This window comes from Streptomyces sp. NPDC048001, from assembly GCF_043203115.1.
Taxonomy (GTDB): Bacteria; Actinomycetota; Actinomycetes; order Streptomycetales; family Streptomycetaceae; genus Streptomyces; species Streptomyces sanyensis.
This window is the reverse complement of sequence record NZ_JBIDBN010000002.1, coordinates 151,370-172,175: the sequence shown is the minus strand read 5'-3', so window position 1 is coordinate 172,175 and position 20,806 is coordinate 151,370. Positions and strand designations below refer to the sequence as shown.

20 protein-coding genes are annotated in these 20,806 nt (G+C 73.6%); 14 read left to right on the top strand and 6 right to left on the bottom strand.

The window, feature by feature from the left end:
* The first annotated feature begins 113 nt into the window (after positions 1-113).
* The 4 genes from ACGF15_RS05100 to ACGF15_RS05085 all read left to right on the top strand — a co-directional run bounded on the left by ACGF15_RS05100 (position 114) and on the right by ACGF15_RS05085 (position 2,782).
* The gene (locus ACGF15_RS05100; RefSeq protein ID WP_392796939.1) at positions 114-752 is read left to right on the top strand and encodes an AIM24 family protein; all 639 of its coding nucleotides are present in this window, start codon (positions 114-116) and stop codon (positions 750-752) included.
* Positions 752-1,402: an AIM24 family protein gene (locus tag ACGF15_RS05095; RefSeq protein ID WP_345613187.1), complete on the top strand. Its 651-nt coding sequence runs from the start codon at positions 752-754 to the stop codon at positions 1,400-1,402. Before ACGF15_RS05100 ends, ACGF15_RS05095 begins: the two co-directional genes overlap by 1 nt.
* Positions 1,399-2,181, top strand: a complete 783-nt coding sequence (locus ACGF15_RS05090) for an AIM24 family protein (RefSeq protein WP_345613185.1) — start codon at positions 1,399-1,401, stop codon at positions 2,179-2,181. The genes ACGF15_RS05095 and ACGF15_RS05090 overlap by 4 nt, the downstream gene beginning before the upstream one ends.
* Before the next feature lie 124 nt (positions 2,182-2,305).
* Positions 2,306-2,782, top strand: coding sequence for a MarR family winged helix-turn-helix transcriptional regulator (locus ACGF15_RS05085; RefSeq protein WP_256522949.1), 477 nt, complete (start codon positions 2,306-2,308; stop codon positions 2,780-2,782).
* Positions 2,783-2,852: 70 nt separating this feature from the next.
* Here the strand turns inward: ACGF15_RS05085 and ACGF15_RS05080 are convergent, their stop codons facing one another.
* Together ACGF15_RS05080 and ACGF15_RS05075 are read right to left on the bottom strand one after the other, a co-directional pair.
* On the bottom strand, positions 2,853-4,283 hold the full coding sequence (locus ACGF15_RS05080) for a HAMP domain-containing sensor histidine kinase (RefSeq protein ID WP_345613182.1): 1,431 nt from the start codon (positions 4,281-4,283) through the stop codon (positions 2,853-2,855).
* Entirely contained in the window at positions 4,280-4,945 is a 666-nt protein-coding gene (locus tag ACGF15_RS05075) for a response regulator transcription factor (RefSeq protein WP_345613179.1), read from the bottom strand. Before ACGF15_RS05075 ends, ACGF15_RS05080 begins: the two co-directional genes overlap by 4 nt.
* A 116-nt stretch (positions 4,946-5,061) precedes the next feature.
* On the opposite strand from ACGF15_RS05075, the gene ACGF15_RS05070 reads away from it, so the two are divergent.
* Positions 5,062-5,460 carry a PepSY domain-containing protein gene (locus tag ACGF15_RS05070; RefSeq protein WP_362615817.1) on the top strand — a complete coding sequence of 133 codons (399 nt, stop codon included), beginning with the start codon at positions 5,062-5,064 and terminating at the stop codon, positions 5,458-5,460.
* An 85-nt stretch (positions 5,461-5,545) separates the two neighbouring features.
* On the opposite strand, the gene meaB is transcribed toward ACGF15_RS05070, so the two are convergent.
* Entirely contained in the window at positions 5,546-6,502 is a 957-nt protein-coding gene (gene meaB, locus ACGF15_RS05065; protein ID WP_256522953.1) for a methylmalonyl Co-A mutase-associated GTPase MeaB, read from the bottom strand.
* Positions 6,503-6,614: 112 nt separating this feature from the next.
* A complete protein-coding gene (locus ACGF15_RS05060; protein WP_345613174.1) occupies positions 6,615-7,817 on the bottom strand; it encodes an acetyl-CoA C-acetyltransferase in 1,203 nt (400 codons plus the stop codon).
* Positions 7,818-7,960: 143 nt separating this feature from the next.
* Between ACGF15_RS05060 and mce the strand changes: the two genes are divergently transcribed.
* The 7 genes from mce (at position 7,961) to ACGF15_RS05025 (ending at position 17,755) form a co-directional block, all read left to right on the top strand.
* Positions 7,961-8,389, top strand: coding sequence for a methylmalonyl-CoA epimerase (gene mce, locus ACGF15_RS05055; RefSeq protein ID WP_256522955.1), 429 nt, complete (start codon positions 7,961-7,963; stop codon positions 8,387-8,389).
* A gap of 168 nt (positions 8,390-8,557) precedes the next feature.
* Complete coding sequence (gene scy, locus ACGF15_RS05050; protein ID WP_392796938.1) at positions 8,558-12,520, top strand: polarized growth protein Scy; 3,963 nt, start codon at positions 8,558-8,560, stop codon at positions 12,518-12,520.
* A 282-nt stretch (positions 12,521-12,802) separates the two neighbouring features.
* On the top strand, positions 12,803-13,741 hold the full coding sequence (locus ACGF15_RS05045; protein WP_392796937.1) for a cellulose-binding protein: 939 nt from the start codon (positions 12,803-12,805) through the stop codon (positions 13,739-13,741).
* A 145-nt stretch (positions 13,742-13,886) separates the two neighbouring features.
* Positions 13,887-14,864, top strand: a complete 978-nt coding sequence (locus tag ACGF15_RS05040) for an ATP-binding cassette domain-containing protein (protein ID WP_345613167.1) — start codon at positions 13,887-13,889, stop codon at positions 14,862-14,864.
* Between the two features lie 3 nt (positions 14,865-14,867).
* Positions 14,868-15,647 carry an ABC transporter permease subunit gene (locus ACGF15_RS05035; RefSeq protein ID WP_345613165.1) on the top strand — a complete coding sequence of 260 codons (780 nt, stop codon included), beginning with the start codon at positions 14,868-14,870 and terminating at the stop codon, positions 15,645-15,647.
* A 138-nt stretch (positions 15,648-15,785) separates the two neighbouring features.
* A complete protein-coding gene (locus ACGF15_RS05030) occupies positions 15,786-16,928 on the top strand; it encodes an ABC transporter ATP-binding protein (RefSeq protein WP_392796936.1) in 1,143 nt (380 codons plus the stop codon).
* Entirely contained in the window at positions 16,925-17,755 is an 831-nt protein-coding gene (locus ACGF15_RS05025; RefSeq protein ID WP_345613161.1) for an ABC transporter permease, read from the top strand. Before ACGF15_RS05030 ends, ACGF15_RS05025 begins: the two co-directional genes overlap by 4 nt.
* 9 nt (positions 17,756-17,764) lie before the next feature.
* Here ACGF15_RS05025 and ACGF15_RS05020 read toward each other — a convergent pair whose 3' ends face one another.
* Positions 17,765-18,094, bottom strand: coding sequence for an ATP/GTP-binding protein (locus ACGF15_RS05020; RefSeq protein WP_345613159.1), 330 nt, complete (start codon positions 18,092-18,094; stop codon positions 17,765-17,767).
* A gap of 201 nt (positions 18,095-18,295) precedes the next feature.
* Between ACGF15_RS05020 and ACGF15_RS05015 the strand changes: the two genes are divergently transcribed.
* The gene (locus ACGF15_RS05015; protein ID WP_362606254.1) at positions 18,296-19,327 is read left to right on the top strand and encodes an LLM class flavin-dependent oxidoreductase; all 1,032 of its coding nucleotides are present in this window, start codon (positions 18,296-18,298) and stop codon (positions 19,325-19,327) included.
* A gap of 158 nt (positions 19,328-19,485) precedes the next feature.
* Here the strand turns inward: ACGF15_RS05015 and ACGF15_RS05010 are convergent, their stop codons facing one another.
* Positions 19,486-19,878 carry an SCO5389 family protein gene (locus ACGF15_RS05010; protein WP_345613155.1) on the bottom strand — a complete coding sequence of 131 codons (393 nt, stop codon included), beginning with the start codon at positions 19,876-19,878 and terminating at the stop codon, positions 19,486-19,488.
* A gap of 242 nt (positions 19,879-20,120) precedes the next feature.
* Between ACGF15_RS05010 and nucS the strand changes: the two genes are divergently transcribed.
* A complete protein-coding gene (nucS, locus tag ACGF15_RS05005) occupies positions 20,121-20,783 on the top strand; it encodes an endonuclease NucS (protein WP_345613153.1) in 663 nt (220 codons plus the stop codon).
* Positions 20,784-20,806: the final 23 nt, after the last annotated feature.

Here is a 20,806-nt window from a genome sequence, read left to right as displayed (position 1 = left end):
GATGCACAAGCGCCCGGACCATTGTGGCAGTCCACTTTGCCAAGCCTTTGTCAGGGTCCGGATCCTCCCTGAGGACCCTGTTCCGGCCCCGTCTCTGCCGCTACCGTCCTTCCGTGGCAATGTTCCGACTGCAAGGCAGCAAGGTGCTGGCCGTCGACATGAGCGGCGACAGCGTCAAGGCGAAGAACGGCTCGATGGTGGCCTACGAGGGCCGGATGGACTTCAAGAAGATGACCGGCGGGGGCGAGGGCCTGCGCGGCATGGTCACCCGGCGGCTCACCGGCGAGCAGATGACGGTGATGGAGGTGAGGGGGCAGGGCACCTGCTACTTCGCCGACCGCGCGAGCGAGATCAACCTGGTGCGGCTGGCCGGTGACACCCTCCATGTGGAGGCGGGCAACCTGCTGTGCACCGACGGCGGTCTGCGCACGGGCACCACCTTCACCGGGTTGCGCGGCGCCTCCCAGGGCACCGGCCTGTTCACCACCACGGTGGAGGGCACCGGCCAGGCCGCGATCATGTCCGACGGGCCGGCGGTGGTGCTGCGGGTCACGCCCCAGTACCCGCTGTCGGTGGACCCCGGCGCCTACATCGCGCACCAGGGGAACCTGCGCCAGGACCTCCAGTCGGGCGTGACCTTCCGCACGTTCCTCGGCGAGGGCGGCGGCGAGGCCTTCCAGATCCGCTTCGAGGGCGACGGCCTGGTGTACGTCCAGCCCAGCGAGCGCACCACCGCGGGAGGGGACCTCTGATGCCGTTCCGCGAGGTCAACTCCAAGATGGTCGAGGCGGCGATCAGCCCCGGCCAGAAACTGTTCTCCCAGCGCGGCGCGATGCTCGCCTACCGGGGGGACGTCTCCTTCACGCCCAACATCCAGGGCGGCCAGGGCGGCGTGATGTCGATGATCGGCCGGCGGGTGGCGGGCGAGGCCGCGCCGCTGATGACGGTCGAGGGCAGCGGCACGGTGATGTTCGGCCACGGCGGCCACCACATCCAGGTGATCCAGCTGAGCGGGGACACGCTCTGCGTGGAGGCGGACCGCCTGCTGGCCTTCGACGGGACCCTCACCCAGGGGACCCTGTTCCTGGGCGCCCAGGGCGGGGTCATGGGCATGGTCCGGGGCCAGGTCACCGGGCAGGGGCTGTTCACCACCACCCTGAAGGGCCACGGCGCGGTCGCGGTGATGGCCCACGGCGGGGTGATCGAGCTGCCGATCACCCCGGGCAGGCCGGTGCACGTCGACCCGCAGGCCTATGTGGCCCATCACGGGGACGTGCGCAACAAGCTCTCCACCGCGCTCGGCTGGCGCGACATGGTGGGGCGCGGTTCCGGCGAGGCGTTCCAGCTGGAGCTCAGCGGGAGCGGTGCCGTGTACGTCCAGGCATCGGAGGAGAAGCTGTGAGCACGCCCGTCGTCCACGACCCCACCACGCTGCCGAGCGACGACAACGTGGACTCCTACACCTTCTGCGTCGAGCTCAAGGGGAGCCCCTGGTTCCTGCAGAAGGGCAAGATGATCGCCTACTACGGGAGCATCGAGTTCAACGGGATCGGCCACGGCCGCCTGGACCGGCTGCTGCGGACCTCCTTCCACTCCCCGCTGCACGCGGGCGACTGGGTGGTGGCCGAGGGCAGCGGGAAGATGCTGCTGGCGGACCGGGCCTTCGATGTGAACTCCTTCGACCTGGACGAGGGCAACCTGACGATCCGGGCGGGCAACCTGCTCGCCTACCAGCCCTCCCTGTCGCTGAAGCAGTCGATCGTGCCGGGGTTCCTGACCCTGATCGGGACCGGCAAGTTCGTCGCGGCCTCCAACGGCCCGGTGGTGTTCATGGAGCCGCCGCTGCGGGTGGACCCGCAGGCGCTGGTGGGCTGGGCGGACTGCCCGTCGCCGTGCCACCACTACGACCACGGCTACCTGTCCGGCGTCCTGGGCGGCCTGCGGTCGCTCACCGGTGTCGGCGGGACCTCCGGCGAGGAGCACCAGTTCGAGTTCGTGGGCGCCGGCACCGTCCTGCTCCAGTCGACGGAGCTGCTGATGGCGGAGCAGCCGACGGGCGCCATAGGGGGAGAACCGGGCGTTCCGGGTGGCCACGGGGTCCCGGGAGGGGCTGGTCAGCAGGGGTCCGTACCGCGCCTTCCCGGCCAGCTCGGGGACCTCCAGCGCCGCTTCGGCCTGTGAGCGGTAGTCTGCGGAGTGTGACGTCGAACGTCTGCACCCCTGGCGACGCGGCCGGTGAGAGGGTGCCGGGCGCCACACTCAGGGACTTCGTCCATTTTTCAACTTCTTAGGATAGTATCGCTCTATGGAGACCGAGACGGCCACCCCCTGGCTGACCGACGACGAGCAGTGCGCCTGGCGCACCCACCTGGAAGTCAACAAGCTGTTGATGCACCAGCTCGAAAAGGACCTCCAGCCGTTCGGCCTGACCAACAACGACTACGAGATCCTGGTCAACCTCTCGGAGTCCGAGGGCCGCCGGATGCGCATGAGCGACCTCGCCGCGGCGACGCTCCAGTCCAAGAGCCGGCTCTCGCACCAGATCACCCGCATGGAGAACTCCGGCCTGGTCCGCCGCGAGCACTGCGAGTCCGACCGCCGGGGCCTGTACGCCGTCCTCACCGACGACGGCGTCGCCACCATGCAGAAGGTCGCACCGCACCATGTGGCCTCCGTGCGGCAGCACTTCATCGACCTGCTGGGGCCCGGCTCCCTCGACGAGCTGCGCGCCGCGCTCACGCCCGTCGCCGAGCACCTGCGCGGCAGCCGCGGCAGGCTCTGACGGTCGTCGGCGGCCCGCCCGTCAGCGGGCCGCCCGCCCTCGCCTCCACGGCGGGGCCCCGGACCCGCCCTCAGCCGCCGTGCGGCGCCGCGCCGCGGCGGCCCGCAGGCAGCCTCAGCTCGAAGCGCGCCCCGCCCAGCGGGGAGTCCGCGACGGTCAGCGCCCCGCCGTGGCGGCGGGCCACGTCCCGGGCGATCGCCAGCCCCAGTCCGGCGCCGCCCTCGTCCCGGCTGCGCGCGTCGTCCAGGCGCACGAACCGCTCGAAGATCCGCTCCCGCTCCCCCGGCGGCACCCCGTCGCCGTCGTCCTCCACCACGACCGCGACTCCCCCGCCGCGCACCGGGCCCACCGAGAGGCGGACCAGGTGCTCGGCGTGGCGCTGGGCGTTGTCCAGCAGGTTGCCCACCACCCGCGCCAGTTGCGAGCGGGAGCCCTCGGCCTCCGTGCCGTCCGGGGCGTCCACCTCGACGGGCACCCGGCCCCCCGGGCGGGCCGCGGCCGTCTCCCGGACCATCTCCGCCACGTCGAAGCGGGTCCGTCCGGGCCGCTCCCCCGCGTCCAGCCGCGCCAGCAGCAGCAGGTCGGCGGCCAGCTGCTGCAGCCGGACGGTGTCCTCCACCGCCCCCGGCACGTCCAGGAGCCCGGGGTGCGCGGCGCCCACCTCCAACTGCGTCCGCAGCGAGGCGATGGGGCTGCGCAGCTCGTGCGAGGCGTCCGCCACGAAGCGCCGCTGCCGCTCCACCGAGGCCTCCAGCGCGGCCAGCGTCTCGTTGGTGGTGCGCGCGAGGCGGGCGACCTCGTCGCGGGAGGCGGGCTCGGGCACCCGGCGGGAGAGGTCCTCGGAGGCGGTGATCGCCGCCATCTCCCGGCGGATCCCCTCCACCGGGCGCAGCGCCCGCCGGGTCACCAGCCAGGTCACGGAGCCCACCACGACCAGCAGCACCGGCAGGCCCACCAGCATCGCGTCGCGCACCGTGTCCACCGCGTCCTGCTCGGTGGTCAGCGGCGCCCCCGCGTGCACCGTGTACGTCCTGCGGTCGCCCGCGGTCACGCGCACGGCGGCGAAGCGGTAGTCGGCGCTGTCCCCGTCCACGGTCGCCCGGCCCGAGGTGAAGCCCGGCTCGTCGGTGGAGACCTCGCCCCGGGCGGGATCGTCATCCTCGTCGTCCCCGTCCCCGGCCGGGGGCAGCGGGCGGGCGCGCACCTCGGTGCTGGAGGTGCCGGAGACCGCCTCCAGCTGGTCGCTCACCGCCACCACCCGGCCGTCTTCGGCCACCACCTGCACCGGGCGCTCCTCCTCGTCCGGCAGCTCCAGCCGGTCCGGCGGCACGTCCAGCGCGATCTGCGAGGCGACCTCGCGGGCCGCGACCTCGGCCTGGAGGTCGGTCTGGTCGATGAGGTTCTGGCGCAGCACCAGCAGGACCGCCGCCCCCGCGGCGACCAGGGCGACGGCGACGACCAGGGTGGCGCCCAGGGCGGCCCGCGCCCGGACCGACCTCACGGCGCCGCCACCAGCCGGTAGCCCGCGCCCCGCACGGTCTGGATCCGCCGGGCCCCCAGCTTGCGGCGCAGGGCCGAGACGTACACCTCCACGATGTTGGGGTCGCCCTCGTAGGCGAAGTCCCAGACGTGCTCCAGGATCTCGGGCTTGCCCACGACCTCGCCCGCCCGGCGGGCCAGCTGCTCCAGCACGGCGAACTCCTTGGCCGTCAGGGCGGCCTCCGTCTCGCCGCAGTGCACCCGCCGGGCGGCCGTGTCCACCCGCAGGTCGCCGACCGCCAGCACGGGGGACGCCCCCGGCCGGGCGCGGCGTCGCAGCAGCGCGCGGACCCGCGCGAGGAGCACCACGTAGGAGAAGGGCTTGGTCAGGTAGTCGTCGGCACCGGTGTCCAGGCCCTCGGCCTCGTCGTACTCGCCGTCCTTGGCGGTGAGCATCAGGATCGGCACGTCGTGGCCGGCGGCCCGCAGGGCGGCGCAGACGCGGTAGCCGTTCATGCCGGGGAGCATGATGTCGAGCACGACCAGGTCGTACACGCCCTCGGCGGCGCGGTGCATGCCCTCGGCCCCGTCGTGGACCACGTCCACGGCGAACCCCTCGGCGGTCAGTCCCGCCGCGAGCGACAGGGCCAGCCGCTTCTCGTCCTCCACGATCAGCAACCTCATGGGGCAAGGGTCGCAAACCCGCGCTGAAGATCCCTTCAGGTGGCTTCAGCGCCGCTTCAGCCGGGCGGGGGAAGGGTGGTGGGACGTCAGATCGGCCCATCCCCACGGGAGGAACCATGAAGCGCACCATCGTCCTCGCCACCGCCGCGGCGGCCCTGCTCCTCGGCGGCGGCGCCTACACGGCAGTGGCCGTCACCTCGGACGACGGACGGCCGGAGTCGTCCCGGCCGTCGGCGGACACCCGCTCGGGGGAGGCGGACGACCGGCACGGGGGCGACGCGGACGACCGCGCGGAGCGGGAGGCCCTGCGCGGCGCCGCGGTGGACGTCCGCGAGGCGGTGGGCGCGGCGCTCGCCGCCCACCCGGGCGCGGCCGTCGCCTCCGTCGAGTTCGAGGAGCGGGACGAGGACGGCCCGGCGCACTGGGAGGTCGAGCTGTGGGACGCCGGGGGGCGGGAGCTGGAGGTGACGGTGGACGCCCGCTCCGCCGAGACGGCCTCGCGGACCGGGGACTGACGGAGACGGCCGCCGTGGCTCCGCCCGGGGGTCCGGCCCCGGGACCGGCAGTGCCCCCCGGCCGCCGCCTCCCCCGGTCCGGGGCTCAGGAGGCCGTGAGGGACTCGACCAGTTCGTCGGCGGCACGGTAGGGGTCCAGCTCGCCCGCCACGATGCGCTCCGCCAGCGCGCCCAGCCGGCGGTCGCCGTGGAGGTCCCCGATGCGCTCGCGCAGGGCGGTGACCGCGATCGTCTCGACCTCGGTCGCCGCCCGGCGCCGGCGGCGCTCGGCGAGCACCCCGTGCTCCTCCATCCACGCCCGGTGCTTCTCCAGCGCCTCGACCAGCTCGTCCACGCCCTCGGCGCGGGCGGCCACCGTCTTCACGATGGGCGGGCGCCAGTCGCCCGGGCCCCGGGCCTCGCCGAGGCCCAGCATGTGGTTGAGCTCGCGGGCCGTGGCGTCGGCGCCGTCCCGGTCCGCCTTGTTGACGACGTACACGTCGCCGATCTCCAGGATGCCCGCCTTCGCCGCCTGGATGCCGTCGCCCATGCCCGGTGCGAGCAGCACCACGGAGGTGTCGGCCTGCGAGGCGATCTCGACCTCCGACTGGCCCACGCCGACCGTCTCGACCAGCACCACGTCGCAGCCCGCGGCGTCCAGCACGCGGATGGCCTGGGGGGCGGACCAGGCCAGGCCGCCGAGATGGCCCCGGGTGGCCATCGAGCGGATGTAGACGCCCGGGTCGGAGGCGTGGTCGGACATCCGCACCCGGTCGCCCAGCAGCGCGCCGCCGGAGAAGGGCGAGGAGGGGTCGACCGCCAGCACGCCGACCCGCTTCCCGGCCTTGCGGTAGGCGCTGACCAGGGCCGAGGTCGAGGTGGACTTCCCCACGCCCGGCGAGCCCGTCAGGCCGACCACATAGGCGCCGCCGGTCAGCGGGGCCAGCGCGGCCATCACCTCGCGGAGCTGCGGGGACGCCCCCTCCACCAGGGAGATCAGCCGGGCCACGGCGCGCGGCCGGCCCTCTCGTGCCTGGGCGACCAGCTGGGCGACGTCCACCATGACTCCTGCACTCCTTACGGGACCGGACGCGGGCGGCCGCGACCGGGACGGGGGTATCTCTTCCCGGCTCCTCCCGGCCGCACGCCACGCGCGCGGCCGGGAGACGGGGCCGTCAGGCGCCGGGGACGCGGAGGATCAGCGCGTCGCCCTGGCCGCCGCCGCCGCACAGGGCCGCCGCACCGGTGCCGCCGCCGCGGCGCTTGAGCTCCAGCGCCAGGTGGAGCACCAGCCGGGCGCCGGACATGCCGATCGGGTGGCCGAGGGCGATGGCACCGCCGTTGACGTTCACCTTGTCGAAGGAGACGCCCAGCTCCTTGGCCGACTGGTGGGCGACGGCGGCGAAGGCCTCGTTGATCTCGATCAGGTCGAGGTCGGAGACGGCGAGGCCCTCCTTCTCCAGCGCGTGGGCGATGGCGTTGGCCGGCTGGGACTGCAGGGAGTTGTCCGGGCCCGCGACATTGCCGTGGGCGCCGATCTCGGCGATCCAGTCGAGCCCCAGCTCCTCGGCCCGGGCCTTGCTCATCACGACCACGGCGGCGGCGCCGTCGGAGATCTGCGAGGAGGTCCCGGCGGTGATGGTGCCGTCCTTGGCGAAGGCCGGGCGCAGCTTGCCGAGCGTCTCGACGGTCGTCTCGGAGCGGATGCCCTCGTCCTTGGCGAACAGGACCGGGTCGCCCTTGCGCTGCGGGATCTCCACCGGCGTGATCTCGGCCTCGAAGAGGCCGTTCTTCTGCGCGGCGGCGGCCCGCTGGTGGGAGGCGGCGGCGATCTCGTCCTGCACCGCCCGGGGGATGCCGAGGCGGGTGTTGTGCTTCTCGGTCGACTCGCCCATGGCGACCTTGTCGAAGGAGTCCGTCAGACCGTCGTGGGCCATCGAGTCGAGCATCTCGACGGCTCCGTACTTGTAGCCCCCGCGGGAGCGGGGCAGCAGGTGCGGGGCGTTGGTCATGGACTCCTGGCCGCCGGCGACGACCACGTCGAACTCGCCGGCGCGGATCAGCTGGTCGGCCAGAGCGATCGCGTCCAGGCCGGAGAGGCAGACCTTGTTGACGGTGAGCGCGGGGACGTTCATCGGGATGCCCGCCTTGACGGCGGCCTGGCGCGCCGGGATCTGGCCCGCCCCCGCCTGGAGCACCTGCCCCATGATCACGTACTGCACCTGGTCGCCGCCGATGCCCGCACGGTCGAGGGCGGCCTTGATGGCGAAGCCGCCGAGGTCGGCTCCGGAGAAGGACGAGAGCGAGCCGAGCAGGCGGCCCATGGGCGTACGGGCACCCGCGACGATCACGGAAGTGGTACCGGTCGTTCCAGACATGTGCGCGATCCCCTTCCAGCCGGAGCTGAGGAGTGAACGAGGGTTTACTTCAATGTACTGAGCGGTACCGGTCCAGGTCACCGGCGAGCCGGTGTGACGGCGCGCACGTTGCGTAACGGGCCCGCGAACGCTGCACTGAGGGAATGCTGACGCGAATCGACCACATCGGGATCGCCTGCTTCGACCTCGACAAGACCGTCGAGTTCTACCGGGCGACATACGGCTTCGAGGTGTTCCACAGCGAGGTCAACGAGGAGCAGGGCGTCCGGGAGGCCATGCTCAGGATCAACGGGACCTCGGACGGCGGAGCCTCCTACATCCAGCTGCTGGAGCCCACCCGCGAGGACTCCGCCGTGGGCAAGTGGCTGGCCAGGCACGGTGAGGGCGTGCACCACATCGCCTTCGGCACGGCGGACGTGGACGGCGACGCCGAGGCCATCCGCGGCAAGGGCGTACGCGTGCTGTACGACGAGCCGCGCACCGGTTCCATGGGATCGCGCATCACCTTCCTGCATCCCAAGGACTGCCACGGCGTGCTGACCGAACTCGTCACCTCTGCAACGGAGCACTGACCCACCCATTCCCGGCCCGGTAGAGTGGGCCGTTCCGGGCCGGGGCCGGGTTCGGGGCCGTGCCGCGTCCCCGTCGTCGATCTGTCACCATTTCCCCGGGGGGCCGTTCGCCGTCGGACGGTGCTCGTTCGGAGACAGTTGCGACCAGGGGACGGATGGGACCGCGTAGTGCGGGGCTACGAACGCCAGGAGAGCCACCGAGCTGACGAAGACCACCTCTCGCGGTTCGAAGCCGAGATGGACCGGCTGAAGACCGAGCGGGAGAAGGCCGTCCAGCATGCCGAGGACCTCGGCTACCAGGTCGAGGTGCTGCGCGCCAAACTGCACGAGGCGCGGCGCAACCTCGCCTCCCGTCCCGCCTACGACAACGGCGATCTCGGCTACCAGGCCGAGCAGTTGCTCCGCAACGCCCAGGTCCAGGCCGAGCAGATGCGCGCCGACGCCGAACGGGAGCTGCGCGAGGCCCGCGCCCAGACGCAGCGCATCCTGCAGGAGCACGCCGAGCACCAGGCCCGGCTCCAGGCCGAGCTGCACGCCGAGGCGGTGCAGCGCCGGCAGCGGCTCGACCAGGAGCTCGCCGAGCGCCGCCAGACCGTCGAGTCGCACGTCAACGAGAACGTCGCCTGGGCCGAGCAGCTGCGCGCCCGGGCGGAGTCCCAGGCCCAGCGCCTGGTGGAGCAGTCCCGGGCCGAGGCCGAGCAGGCCCTCGCCACCGCCCGCGCCGAGGCCGCCCGGCTGGCCGAGGAGGCCCGCCGCCGCCTCGGCAGCGAGGCGGAGAGCGCGCGGGCCGAGGCCGAGTCGCTGCTGATGCGGGCCCGCAAGGACGCCGAGCGGCTGCTCGGCGCCGCCTCCAGCCAGGCGCAGGAGGCGACGGCCCACGCCGAGCAGCTGCGCTCGGCGACGACCGCCGAGTCCGACCAGGCCCGCCGGCAGGCGGCCGAGCTCAGCCGGACCGCCGAGACGCGGATGCAGCAGGCGGAGGAGCGGCTGCGCGAGGCCCGCGCCGAGGCCGAGAAGCTGGTGGCGGAGGCGAAGGACTCCGCCACCAGGCAGCTCGCCACCGCGGAGTCGGTCAACGAGCAGCGGAACCGCACGGCGAAGGCGGAGATCGCCCGGCTCGTCGGGGAGGCGACCAAGGACTCCGAGGCACGCAAGGCGGAGGCCGAGCAGGCGCTCGACGACGCCCGCGCGGAGGCGGCGAAGCTCGTCGAGGAGGCGGCCGAGAAGGCCCGCACCGCCGCGGCCGAGGACTCCGCCGCCCAGCTCGCCAAGGCGGCGCGCACCGCCGAGGAGGTGCTGACCAAGGCCTCGGACGACGCCAGGGCCACCACCAGGGCGGCCGCCGAGGAGGCGGAGCGCATCCGCCGCGAGGCCGAGGCGGAGGCGGACCGGCTGCGCGGCGAGGCTGCCGAGCAGGCCGACCAGCTCAAGGGCGCGGCCCAGGACGACACCAAGGAGTACCGCGCCAGGACCGTCGAGCTCCAGGAGGACGCGCGCCGGCTGCGGGGCGAGGCCGAGCAGCTGCGCGCGGAGGCGGTCGCCGAGGGCGAGCGCATCCGGGGCGAGGCCCGTCGCGAGGCCGTCCAGCAGATCGAGGAGGCGGCCAGCACCGCCGAGGAGCTGCTGACCAAGGCCCGCACGGACGCGGACGAGCTGCGGGCCAAGGCCGCGGGCGACAGCGAGAAGGTCCGCACCGAGGCCATCGACCGGGCCAGGGCGCTGCGCAGGCAGGCCGAGGAGACGCTGGAGCGCACCCGCGCCGAGGCCGAGAAGCTGCGGGCCGAGGCCGAGGAGCAGGCCGAGACGGTGCGCTCCGGGGCCGAGGCGGACGCGGCGGAGGTGCGCCGTCAGGCCGAGCGGCAGGCGGAGGCCCGGCGGGCCGAGGCGGCCGAGGAGCTGGAGCGGCTGCACGCGGAGGCCGCGGCCCGGCTGTCGGACGCCGATGCCCGCCTCGCCGAGGCGCGCGCCGAGGGCGAGCGGATCCGGCGGGAGGCGGCCGAGGAGACCGAGCGGCTGCGCGCCGAGGCGGCGGAGCGGCTGCGGGCCCTGACGGAGCAGGCGGAGCAGGACGCCGAGCGGCTGCGCACCGAGGCGGCGGGCGACGCCTCGGCCTCGCGGGCGGAGGCGGAGGCCCTCGCGGTGCGGCTGCGCACCGAGGCCGCCACCGAGGCGGAGCGGCTGAAGACCGAGGCGCAGGACACCGCCGACCGGGTGCGCGCCGAGGCGGCCGCGGCCGCCGAGCGGGTCGGCACCGAGGCGGCCGAGACGCTCGCCGCGGCCCAGGAGGAGGCGGAGCGGCGCCGCCGGGCCGCGGAGGAGACCCTGCGCTCCGCGCGGGCGGAGGCCGACGAGGAGCGCGACCGCGCCCGCGAGCAGAGCGAGGAGCTGCTGGGCTCGGCCCGCAAGCGGGTCGAGGAGGCGCAGGCCGAGGCGCAGCGCCTGGTCGAGGAGGCGGATGCGCGGGCCACCGAGATGGTCTCCGCCGCGGAGCAGACCGCCCAGCAGGTGCGCGACGCGGTCAGCGGGCTCCAGGAGCAGGCCGAGGAGGAGATCACCGGTCTGCGCAGCGCCGCCGAGCACGCGGCGGAGCGCACCCGCACCGAGGCGCAGGAGGAGGCGGACCGGGTCCGCTCCGACGCCTATGCGGAGCGGGAGCGGGCCTCGGAGGACGCGGCGCGGCTGCGCGAGCGGGCGCAGGAGGAGACGGAGGCGGCGAAGGCCCTCGCGGAGCGGACCACGGCCGAGGCGCTGGCGGAGGCCGAGCGGCTGCGCACCGAGGCCGGGGAGTACGCGCAGCGGGTGCGCACGGAGGCCGCGGACTCGCTGGCCTCCGCCGAGCAGGACGCCTCGCGCACCCGTGCCGAGGCCCGTGAGGACGCCAACCGGATCCGCTCGGAGGCGGCCGCCCAGGCGGACCGGCTGGTCGGCGAGGCGAGGTCCGAGGGCGAGCGGCTGGGCGCCGAGGCCGCGGAGCTGCGGGCCGAGGCCGACGCGGAGGCCACGCGCCTGCTGACCGAGGCGGAGCAGATCAGGTCCGAGGGCGAGGCCGAGGCCGAGCGGCTGCGCGAGGGGGCGCTCACCGAGCGCGAGGAGCTGCTCGACGAGGCCCGGCAGGCGGCCGACAAGCGGCGTGCGGACGCCGCCGAGCAGGCCGACCACCTTCTCACCGAGGCGGGCACGGAGGCGGAGCGGCTGCGTGCCGAGGCGGCGGAGACGGTGGGCTCCGCCCAGCGGGCCGCCGAGCGGATCGCGGCCGAGGCCCGGAAGGTGCGTGCCGAGGCGGAGGCCGCGGCCGAGGAACTGCGCGCCGAGGCCCGCGCCGAGGCGGACCGGGTGCTGGACGAGGCCCGCGAGGCGGGCGCCAGGCGCCGGGCGGACGCGGCCGAGCAGGCCGACCAGCTGGTGGCCAAGGCCCAGCAGGAGGCGCTGCGGGCGGCCACCGAGGCCGAGGAGCGTGCCGACACCATGGTGGGCGCGGCCCGCAAGGAGGCCGAGCGCCTGGTGTCGGAGGCGACGGTCGAGGGCAACTCGCTGGTCGAGAAGGCCCGCACGGACGCGGACGAGCTGCTGGTCGGTGCCCGGCGGGACGCGGCCGCCATAAGGGAGCGGGGCGAGGAGCTGCGGGCCCGGGTGGACGCGGAGGTGGAGGAGCTCCACGAGCGGGCGCGGCGGGAGACGGCGGAGCAGATGAAGTCGGCCGGGGAGCGGGTCGACCAGCTGGTCAAGGCGGCCGAGGAGCAGCACGCCGAGGCCGCGGCGAAGGCGAAGGAACTGCTCTCGGACGCCAACACCGAGGCGAGCAAGGTGCGGATCGCGGCCGTCAAGAAGGCGGAGGGCCTGCTCAAGGAGGCCGGAGCCAAGAAGGCGGAGCTGGTCGGCGCGGCCGAGCGGGTGAAGGCCGAGGCGGAGGAGGAGGCCGAGCGCCTGGTCGAGGAGGGCAGGCGCGAGCTGGAGGTCCTGGTGCGCCGGCGCGAGGACATCCAGGCGGAGATCTCCCGTGTCCAGGACGTGCTGGAGGCGTTGGAATCCTTCGAGGCCCCCGACGGCAAGGGCAAGAACGGATCGGGTGCGGTCAAGGCGGGGGCCACTGCGGGGGTCACCCGATCGGGTGGCAAGTCATCCGAGGGCTAGCCACTCAAAAGGCTGGACATTCTCCAGATCAAACGGGCATCCACTCGATGACACGCCGGTTCGGCCCCTAGGATTCCCTCTTAGGGGCTGTCCGGCGGGCCTTGGTCGGATCCGCGGCGCCCGGCACGGTACCTCGCCGTGTCGCCGAAACGCTCGGACGGTCTTCGGCTGTTGGAGCGTTCCGGCGCCCTGCGATGCACCGCACCGGCACACGGCGGCCTTCCGACCCCGGCCCGTCGGACAGCCCCTGACACCTCACCGGTCTCATTCGACAGGAACCCCATGAGCGACACTTCCTCCCCCTTCGGCTTCGAGCTCGTGCGGCGTGGTTACGACCGCGGTCAGGTTGAAGAACGGATCACCAAGCTGGTCGCGGACCGCGACGGCGCCCTGACCCGGATCACCTCTCTGGAGAAGCGCATCGAGGAGCTCCACCTCGAGACGCAGAACGCCCAGGCCCAGGTGAACGACGCCGAGCCGTCGTACGCCGGTCTCGGTGCCCGCGTCGAGAAGATCCTCCGCCTCGCCGAGGAGGAGGCCAAGGACCTGCGCGAGGAGGCCCGCCGCGCGGCCGAGCAGCACCGCGAGCTCGCCGAGTCCGCCGCCCAGCAGGTCCGCAACGACGCCGAGTCCTTCGCTGCGGACCGCAAGGCCAAGGCCGAGGACGAGGGCGTCCGGATCGTCGAGAAGGCCCAGGGCGAGGCGCAGGCGCTGCGCACCGAGGCCCAGAAGGACGCCCAGTCCAAGCGCGAGGAGGCGGACGCCCTCTTCGAGGAGACCCGGGCCAAGGCCGCCCAGGCCGCCGCCGACTTCGAGACCAACCTGGCCAAGCGCCGCGAGCAGTCGGAGCGCGACCTGGCCTCCCGCCAGGCCAAGGCGGAGAAGCGCCTCGCGGAGATCGAGCACCGCGCGGAGCAGCTGCGTCTGGAGGCCGAGAAGCTGCGCACGGACGCCGAGCGCCGGGCGCGCCAGACGGTGGAGACCGCCCAGCGCCAGGCCGAGGACATCGTGGCCGACGCGAACGCCAAGGCCGACCGCATCCGCAGCGAGTCCGAGCGCGAGCTCGCCGCGCTCACCAACCGCCGCGACTCGATCAACGCCCAGCTGACCAACGTCCGCGAGATGCTGGCCACGCTGACCGGTGCGGCGGTCGCCGCGGCGGGCGCCCCGGCGGACGACGAGACGATCGCCCGCGGGGTCCCCGCGCAGCAGACCCGCTGACGCGGCGTCCGAAGGACGCGCGCGGTGCCCGGTGCCCCCGTCGGGGCACCGGGCACCGGTGCGTTGTGCCGGGTATCTCCGTAAAGGTCTTTGATGTCCCTCGAACCCGGTGGCGCGGGCCTCGCCGCCCCCGTAGGTTGAACGCATGATCGAGCTCGACGGACTCACCAAGCACTTCGGCCGCAAGGTCGCCGTGGACCGTCTCTCCTTCACCGTCCGCCCGGGCATGGTCACGGGCTTCCTCGGCCCCAACGGTGCCGGCAAGTCGACGACGATGCGCATGATGCTCGACCTCGACAACCCCACGAGCGGAACGGTGCGGATCGACGGGCGCCACTACCGGCAACTCGACGAACCCCTCAGGACGATCGGCGCCCTGCTCGACGCCAAGGCCATGCACGGCGGGCGCAGCGCGTACAACAACCTCCTGTGCCTCGCCCAGGCGAACCGGATCCCTGAGCGCCGGGTCGCCGAGGTGCTGGACATCGTCGGCCTCTCCGCGGTGGCGAAGAAGAAGTCCAAGGGCTTCTCCCTCGGCATGGGCCAGCGGCTGGGCATCGCCTCGGCGCTGCTCGGCGATCCGGAGATCCTGATGTTCGACGAGCCGGTCAACGGTCTCGACCCGGAGGGCATCCACTGGATCCGCACGCTGATGAAGGCGCTCGCCCAGGAAGGGCGGACGATCTTCGTCTCCTCCCATCTGATGAGCGAGATGGCCCTGACGGCGGATCATCTGATCGTCATCGGTCAGGGGCGGCTCCTGGCCGACACCTCCATGGCCGACTTCATCCACAGGAACTCGCGCAGCTACGTCCGGCTGCGCTCTCCCCAGCGCGAGCAGCTCCTCGACGTGCTGAGCGGCGCCGGACTCACGGCGACCGAGGCGGAGGACGGCGTGCTGGAGGTCGACGGCTCCACGACGGAGGCGCTCGGGGAACTCGCCGCCGAGCACCGCCTCGTGCTCCACGAACTCAGTGCGCAGCGCGCCTCGCTGGAGGAGGCGTTCATGCAGATGACCGCGGCCTCCGTGGAGTACCACGCGCACTCGGCCGACGCCGCAGCCGCGCCGCCGCCCACCGGTCCCGCCGCCCCGCAGTGGGCCCCGCGCAACGAGGGAGCCTGACCCATGGCATCCGTACCCGCCGTGCTCCGGTCCGAGTGGACGAAGATCCGTACGGTCTCCTCGACCACCTGGACCCTGATCAGCGCCTTCGCCGTCACGCTGGCCATGAGCGCCGCCCTGTCCGCACTGATGAACGCCACCTTCGACGACCTCTCCGAGGCCGAGCGGGTGACCTTCGACCCCACCTTCGTCAGCTTCTCGGGGCTGGTGCTCGGCCAGCTGGCCATGGTCGTCTTCGGCGTGCTGGTGGTCGGCACCGAGTACAGCTCGGGCATGATCCGCACCTCGCTGGCCGCGGTGCCCCAGCGGGCCACCTTCCTGTTCAGCAAGATCACCGTGGCCGGGGCGCTGGCCCTGGCGGTCGGCATGATCACCAGCTTCCTGACCTTCTTCGTCAGCCAGGCGCTGCTGGGGGAGCACCGGACCACCCTCGGCGAGGAGAACGTGCTGCGCGCGGTCTTCGGCGGCGGGCTGTACATGGGGCTGATCGCCCTGTTCTCCATGGGCGTCGCCGCGATGCTGCGCAGCTCGATGCTGTCGCTGGGCATCCTGATGCCGTTCTTCTTCCTGGTCTCCCAGATCCTCAGCGCCGTCCCCGGGGCCAAGGAGGTCGCCCGGTACTTCCCCGACCAGGCCGGGGCGAAGATCATGCAGGTCGTGCCGAACGCGCTGGACAGCGACGAGGCGCCCTACGGGCCCTGGGGCGGCCTCGGGATCATGGTGCTCTGGGTGGCGGCCTCGCTGGTCGGCGGCTACCTGGTCCTGAAGAGGAGAGACGCCTGACGCTCCGCGGACGACCGGCCGGGCCCCTTCGGGGCTTGGCCGGAACCGCGGGCGCACGGCTATCCTCCTGATGCATACGGGGGGCGCACGCCGGCACGGCCACGGGCCCCGACGACCGACAGTCGATGGGGCTGGACAATGATCGAGGCAGTCGGCCTGACGAAGCGCTACGGCGCCAAGACGGCCGTGTACGACCTTTCCTTCCAGGTGCGGCCCGGCGCCGTCACCGGGTTCCTCGGGCCCAACGGCGCCGGCAAGTCCACCACCATGCGCATGATCCTCGGCCTCGACCAGCCGACCTCCGGGCAGGTCACGGTCTGCGGCAGCCCCTACCGGCGGCTGCCCAACGCGCCCCGGCAGGTCGGCGCGCTGCTGGACGCCAAGGCCGTCCACGGGGGCCGCAGCGCGCGCAACCACCTGCTGTCGCTGGCGCAGCTCTCCGGCATCCCCGCCCGCCGGGTGGACGAGGTGCTCGGCGTGGTGGGTCTGCAGGACGTGGCCAAGCGGCGCTCGGGCGGCTTCTCGCTGGGCATGGGCCAGCGGCTCGGCATCGCGGCCGCCCTCCTCGGCGACCCCCAGGTGCTCCTCTTCGACGAGCCGGTCAACGGCCTGGACCCGGAGGGCATCCTCTGGGTGCGCAACCTGATGAAGCAGCTGGCCTCGGAGGGCCGCACCGTCTTCGTCTCCTCCCATCTGATGAGCGAGATGGCGCTCACCGCCGACCACCTGATCGTGATCGGGCGGGGGCAGCTGATGGCCGACATGAGCGTCAGGGACTTCATCGCGCACAACTCCGCCGGCTTCGCCCGCGTCCGCACCCCGCAGGGGGACCCCGGGCAGCGGGAGAAGCTGTCCGCCGCCCTGACCGGGGCGGGCGGGCAGGTCCTGCCCGAGCAGGACGGCGCACTGCGGGTGACCGGTCTGGCGCTCCCCCGGATCAGCGACCTGGCGCACGAGGCGGACATCCGGCTCTGGGAGCTCTCGCCGCACCAGGCCTCCCTGGAGGAGGCGTACATGCGGATGACCCAGGGCGCGGTCGACTACCGGTCGACGGACGACCAGAAGGCGGGGCTGCAGCCGGACCAGCTGCCCGGCGGCCCGGTGCCGCTCCCGGACGTGCCCGAGGTGCCGCAGCAGGGCTGGTACGCCCCGCCGCCCCCGGCGGCGTCGCCCCCGGGGCAGCCGGTCTCCGCCGCCACCGCCCCCGAGGCGTCCGCGGACGCCGCCGCGAGCCGGCCGCCCGCCGCCACCGACCCGACCCAGCCCGAGGACCCGCGATGACCACCCCCCAGCAGCAGCCGGCCGCCCCCGTGGCGTCCTACACCTCCCCCATCCCGATCCGCCGGGCGCACCTGGGCGACGCGCTCGCCTCGGAGTGGACCAAGATCCGTTCCGTCCGCTCGACGATGTGGACGCTCGGAGTGATGGTCCTGCTGATGACCGTCATCGGCATCGGCCTCGCCGCCCTGGTGACCGCCGTGGGCGAGCCGGCGCCGACGGACGAGTCGGTCCTGGGCCTGGGCGTCTTCGGCGCGCTGACCGGCTCGATCTGCGTGATCACCCTCGGGGCGCTGACCGTCACCTCCGAGTTCGGCACCGGCATGATCCGCACCACCCTGACCGCCTGCCCCAGCCGGGCCCGGGTCCTGGCCGCCAAGGCGCTGGTCTTCTTCGTCCTGGCGTTCACCGCCGCGCTGGTGACGGTGGGCCTGGTCGCGCTGTGCCAGGTGGCCATGGTGGACGGCCGTGAGCCGACCGGCGAGGAATGGCTGCTGGGGACCGTGGGCGTCTCGCTGTTCATCGCCCTGCTCGGGCTGACCTCGCTCGGCGTCGGCGCCGTGGTCCGCCACTCCGCCGGGGCGATCACCATCATGCTCGGCCTGATGCTGCTGCCGCTGGTGGCCGGCTTCTTCATGCTGGGCTCCTCCGCCCTCCAGGGCGTCAGCGAGGTGCTGCTGGAGTACTCGGTCCCCGCGCAGCTGATCGGCGTCTACGGCGAGGCCGCCGGCTCGGGGCCCGCCGGCTGGGGGGCCGTGGCGACCATGCTCGGCATCGCGGCCGTGGCCCTGGGCTCGGGCTTCGCCGCGGTCGGCGCCCGGGACGTCTGAGGCCGGGGCTCAGTAGCGCGGCGCGTTGCGGGACCGCTGCACCGCGGTGGTGCGGCGGTCCCTCGCGTTCCAGCAGGCCCTGTGCCAGTGGCGGCGGTCGTCCACGCCGCCGTGCTCGGGCCAGGCGACCACGTGCGGGACGCCGGAGGGGATCTCCTGGTCGCATCCCGGGCAGCGGTAGGTCTTCCCCGTCGCCCCCGCTCCCGCGACATGGCGCACCGACCAGTCCTCGCCCCGCCAGCTCTCGCTGCGCCCGAAGCCGCCGTACCGGTCCGCGCGCTCCTCTGCGTGCGCGGCTGCCTTGTCGCCGCCTCGGGGGCGGTTGCGGCGCGGGGACACGTCTCACCTCGGGTGTTCGGCGGTGCAGGTGCACTCCAGGTTAGGGCCTTCCACCGGGCTGCCGGGATCGCACCGGCCACCCTCCCACGGTCGGTTACCGGACAATCGCAACAACTTCGCGTCGGGCCGTGCCTTTGGCACGTGTCAGGCGTTGTTGCCGGTAGGGGGAGAGCCGCGTCGGCCGCAAGGAGGCAGAAGGCGATGCGCGTCGGGATGTTCGTACTGGCGGCCCAGTTCCCGGGACAGGGACAGGAGGAGGCGCTGTACCGCGCGGTGAGGTCGGCCGAGGCCGCGGAGGAGTCCGGGCTGGACTCGGTCTGGCTGGCGGAGCACCATTTCGTGCCGTACGGGGTGTGCCCGTCGGCCGTGACCCTGGCGGCGCTGCTGCTGGGCAGGACCCGCAGGATCCGGGTGGGCACGGCCGTCAGCGTGCTGCCGAGCACCCATCCGGTGGCGCTCGGCGAGCAGGCCGCGCTGCTCCACCTGACCTCGGGAGGCCGCTTCACCCTGGGCGTCGGCCGGGGCGGGCCCTGGGTCGACCTGGAGGTGTTCGGGGGCGGACTCGCCGCGTACGAACGGGAGTTCCCGGAGTCCCTGGATCTGCTGCTGCGCTGGCTGCGGGAGCCCCGGGTCGGCGCGGCGGGAGAGCGCTTCGCCTTCCGCGAGGTCGAGGTGGTGCCGCGGGCCGACGAGTTGCTCGGCGGGCCGCCCGGCGGGCCGGAGACCGTGGTGGCCTGCACCTCCCCCGGCAGTGTCCGGCTGGCCGCGGAGCGCGGGCTGCCGATGCTGCTCGGCATGCACTGCGGCGACGAGGACAAGGCCGGGATGGTGGCCCTGTGGCGGCGGCACGCCCTTCAGTCCGGTCGCCCGCGGGAGGAGGTCGAGGCGGCGGGCCATGTCTCGGCGGGCGTGGTGCAGCTCGCCGACCGCACGGACGCGGCGCGCGAGTCCCTGGTGAAGTCGATGCCCGGCTGGCTGAAGCAGGGTCTGGACGCCCATGTCACCGTCGACGGCCGGCACCGGGTGATGCGCGACCCGGTCGCGTACACCGAACTCCTCTGCGACCTGCACCCGGTGGGCACACCGGAGCTGGCGGCGGACCGGCTCGCGGCGACGGCGGAACGCACCGGCATCACGCGCTTCGCCCTTCTCGCCGAGGGCTCGGGCGACCTCGCGGCCACCGAGGAGAACGTACGGCGGCTGGGCACCGAGGTGCTGCCGCTGCTGGGCTGACGCGCGGGGCCCCGACCGGGCCCGGCCGGGTGCGCCCCGACCGGGTCCCGTCGTCCCGGCCGGGGTCGTCCATGCGGCGCCGAGGCGTGCCCTCGCCCCACGCGCCGGGGGCGGTGCGGGTCTCGCTCAGGACGCGGCGCGGCAGCGGGCGGGGCGGCTCAGCAGTCGCGCAGCTCGGGCGACTGGTTGAGCAGCTGGCCCCGGACGGAGGTGAAGCGGGCGAGCCGGTCGTCCACCGACGGGTCCGTCGGGAACACCGCGACGCGGTGGCAGTTCTGGAAGGCCAGACGCACACCGAAGTGCCGCTGGAGCGCCCCGCGAATGGCGTCACTCGCGAGGGCGCGCAGCAGCTGACCACGTGCCTGCTCGTCCGGCGGAGGCGTCTGGTTGTCGGCGAAGTCCCCGCCGTCCACCTTCAGCTGTGCCACCAGAGAACTGATCATCTCCCACGCATAGGGCAGGGAGGTCCGGACGCAGTCGACGAAAGCGGCTTCGTCGACCTCGCCTCGCTCGGCCTGTTCCAACAGAGCCGGTGAGACGTCGAGCGACATGGGTTCTCCTCTCGCGGCCCCGTACGGACGGGGCCTTACGGGCAGGGAAGGAGGAACCGGGCGGTACACCGCCACAGGCGCCACAGGGGCAACGCAGCGTGAACGACCGGCGACCTCCTGCTTCCACGGTAAGTGTGGCGCCGTGCCCGCACCAGGAGATTGGGAGCACAACCGGCCAAACAAGAAGGGGGCTTCCGGGGCGAATCGCGCTCGGTGGGCCCCGTCCAGTAGCGTGGCCGACCATGCGTCTCGTCATTGCCCGCTGCTCCGTGGACTACGCGGGCCGGCTCACCGCCCATCTGCCGTCCGCACCCCGATTGATCCTGGTCAAGGCCGACGGCAGTGTGTCCATCCACGCCGACGACAGGGCGTACAAACCGTTGAACTGGATGTCGCCGCCCTGCACGGTGAAGGTGGGCGAGGACGACGTGTGGACCGTGGTGAACAAAGCGGGCGAGAAACTGATCATCACGATGGAGGAGGTCCTCCACGACTCCTCGCACGAGCTGGGCGTCGACCCGGGTCTCATCAAGGACGGCGTGGAAGCGCACCTCCAGGAGCTGCTCGCCGACCGGATCGAGACACTCGGCGGGGGATACACCCTGATCCGCCGCGAGTACCCCACCGCCATCGGCCCCGTGGACATCCTGTGCCGGGACGCGGACGGCGCCACCGTGGCGGTGGAGATCAAGCGCCGGGGCGAGATCGACGGCGTGGAGCAGCTGACCCGCTACCTGGAACTGCTCAACCGCGACCCGCACCTGGCGCCGGTCAAGGGCGTCTTCGCGGCACAGGAGATCAAGCCCCAGGCCCGGGTCCTCGCCACCGACCGCGGCATCGGCTGCGTGGTCCTGGACTACGACGCGCTGCGCGGCATCGAGGACGACAAGCTCCGCCTGTTCTGACCCGGGGCGCGGCACCGGACCGC